Origin of the sequence: Desulfonatronospira sp. (genome assembly GCA_003563255.1) — a bacterium.
GTDB lineage: Bacteria > Desulfobacterota > Desulfovibrionia > Desulfovibrionales > Desulfonatronovibrionaceae > Desulfonatronospira.
The window spans coordinates 1-3,016 of sequence record PWSL01000038.1; the positions used below are offsets into that span (position 1 = coordinate 1).

Consider the following 3,016-nt stretch of genomic DNA (forward strand, 5'->3'; position numbering starts at 1 on the left):
AGAGATTGATGAAGAGAAAATCATTTTTGTCCTGGCTCCCAGTTTAATGCCCTTCGGGCTTGCTCTGCGAGCAATTAAATCACGCCACAGGCGTGACAGGCGGAAGCCAGGCCAAAAGGTATCCTGTCAATTCTGTTAACCCTGTCTAAGGCCTGCCACGCGCTTCGCGTGGTTATTGTTTTTTGTGACAGGGTTTCAGGAGTAAGCCACTAAACAGTAACGGTATATTGGTATTTTGAACATCCCTTAGCTCTTTTTTAAGGAAGCAGGGGACAGTCACCCCAGCACTTATTTTTGTTAAAAAATAATTTTTACATCAGATAAAAATAAGTGCTGGAAGAGCCAGTCCCGGTGCTACATCTAAATGGCTAAACTGTTAAACTCAGCAATGGTTTAAGAATGAAAGTAAATGGAATGAAATCACTTGTACTATGCTTGAGTATCAATTGACATATTGCCCAGCCTTTACCTTAATGCGCATCAGCAAGTGAATATCCCCTTTTTCTTTATTTGATCGCAAAAAAAAGCATAGTATAAATCTATCATGAGGTCGTAGTGCTCAAATACTCTGAAACAACGGTTTTCAACGTCGATGCCCAAACCATGGTAAATACGGTGAACTGCAGGGGCGTGATGGGAACCGGGTTTGCCCTGGAATTCAAGATAGGCTTTCCGGAAATGTATGCCGACTACGTCAGTCAGACGGTGCGAACGCGGCGAGATACAGACAGGGGCGCTCTCCATCTATCGCGGCTATGGCAGGCCATAGATCTTCAATTCCCCAACAAAGCGGCATTGGTAAAAGCACTTGCAATACCAGTGGATCGAAATGGGATAGACTTGCTTCTCAGACATCTATGAATCGGAATTGAGGTACAAGGTGGCGATAACGGGGCGGTGGTCGGAAACCCCGGCATCCAGATTGCCCGCCGTTCCAACAGCCAAAGATTTCGAGGCATAGATGAAATCGATGCGCAACGGCAGAAACCCGCCCCAGACCCGAGTATAACCCAGTCCAGTTCCGGCTAAACCCCAGGCGTCCTGGAATTGTCCGCGCAGCCTGTAATGCAGTGGAAGGTCAGGCGGGGTGTTGAAATCTCCGGCCATGACGGTTGGATCCCGAAAATTCTGGATACGTTCGATGACCTTCTGAATCTGGTTCTCCTGCAAGTGGATTTGAGTCCTATATTCCCGCAGGGTGTCTAAGAGATCGCTGAAAGCGCTCATATCCAGACGCATAGTTTTGCCCGTCATCTCCCTTACCCCATCCTCGGTCACTTTGGGCGGCACAAGATGCAGCCCCAGCAGATTGAACGTCTGATCCCGCCTATCGGCAATCTCGACGAACAGGTATTTCCAGGAGGGCGGAAGATCCAGTGACCTCTTGGTCAGGATGGTCCACTCCCGGTCATTGATCACGCAAATAGCCAGCCCTCCAAGGTGGTCTATGCCCCGGCCATGGTAGTCGGTCCAGTGACAGGCGTTTGATTGCAAACCAAGCCTTCGCTGCAAAGCATTCAAGTGCCGGCGGGAGATTTCCTGCAATACCAGGACATCCGGCTGGGCATGGCGGATTTTGGCGGTTGCGGCGTCCAGGTTGGTCGGCACATGCTCGCGAGTGTCAAAATACCCCATGCGCTGGACATTCCAGGTCATCACCCTGATTGAGCTGCTTTGCTCGACACCCGAGACATCCGTGGGCATGATGAAATCCGTGTATCTGAATGCTGCCAGAACCAGAGCCAGAGTGAATAACAGCACCGAATATGTTGTCTTGCGCAGGACAACGTACAACACGTACCAGCCAATGCTGGCCGCGAAAAGAAAGGGGAACACCGTCAGCAGCAGGGCGACCGGAACCCAAGGATCCAGGCCCAGGTGCCCGTACAGAAAAAGTGCCAGAATGCCGGCCAACGGGACAGGCGCGAGCACGTCCAGAGTTGTGAATCTTTCAGGATAAATGATCTTGTCCATCTTCAATCTCTATGCAGTGCAATCCTGGTCTCACCGGAACTGACCGTGACCTTGACCAGTTTGTCCTGATATTTTTCCATCTCCCGGACCGGGGAAAAGACCAGGTTCATGCCGAGGGTTTCCAGTCTGGCAAAGCAAAGGCGATCCTTTTCTTCCGGGTACAGATATCCCATAAATTCGCCCTCCGGCAGCGGGGCATGAAAGCCGAGACGCAACCTGCGCATGCCCATGACAAAAAGGTACTTCAGCTTCATCTCTGCAGACAGAAACGACTCGGCATGGATGAAATTTGCACCGCGCATCAGGGCCTGCTCCAGATTCCGGCCAATGCTGCCGACAGCCTTTGGCGACAATCCCATGACCTTTTGCCCGAGATATTCCTCAAAATCCAGCCTGGTCAGCCCCTTTTTCCTGCCATGTAACGGCAAAGCCGTCTCTTCCATGACCGGGGCGTTCCCAGCGGCGAGAATGGTCGTGTTCACCAGATCGTAGACAGGGGAGAGCCGGACAACCCCTTTGGCGTCCGTAATCAGGGAAAAATTCTTGACATGGCCGTCCTCATTGCCCAGCAGAAAATTCAGGAGAACAAGGGCGTACAGCCTTGACAGTTCAATGGCTGGAAAGGAGGCGTACTTCTTTACCACCCGGGCCAGGTCTTCCATGCTTGCGTCGTATTTCTTCGCCCTGCTCAGCCCCAGCAGCTGTCCGAAATCCTCCACAGCGCGCTTGCCCTTCCCAACCCGGTCAAAGCGCTTCACAAAGTAGATCAACTGACGGTTCCTGTCGTAGATCATCCCGGAAAGGGGCTTGGCCATTCCCGCCAGGCCGGCAATGTGCATGGTTGCGGCTTCGTTGGCAGGCACATGCGGGGAATGTGGATTGTCCGGCTTCAGGATGTAGGAGCCGCCCTTTTGCGTGATCTCAAAACACCTGTTTTTCAGGGATAATTGGGCGCCAAGCTTGGGCTGGACCCCTGAAATGGACATCTTGACCTTCTGGTCAACGGCCAGTTGCAGGGCTTCCTGCCGGTCAAAAGGAAAGG

2 protein-coding genes are annotated in these 3,016 nt (G+C 52.1%); both read right to left on the reverse strand.

Going from position 1 to position 3,016, the window contains the following annotated elements; all coding sequences use genetic code 11:
• Positions 1-855: 855 nt before the first annotated feature.
• A complete protein-coding gene (locus tag QZP87_RS01180; protein ID WP_291321096.1) occupies positions 856-1,974 on the reverse strand; it encodes an endonuclease/exonuclease/phosphatase family protein in 1,119 nt (372 codons plus the stop codon).
• Between the two features lie 2 nt (positions 1,975-1,976).
• The coding region (locus tag QZP87_RS01185) for a HipA domain-containing protein (protein WP_291321097.1) at positions 1,977-3,016 on the reverse strand (1,040 nt) is incomplete at its 5' end.

Excerpts from the sequence above, each read along its gene's own strand:
- QZP87_RS01180 (WP_291321096.1), bottom strand. The coding sequence starts at position 1,974 with ATGGACAAGATCATTTATCCTGAAAGATTCACAACTCTGGACGTGCTC.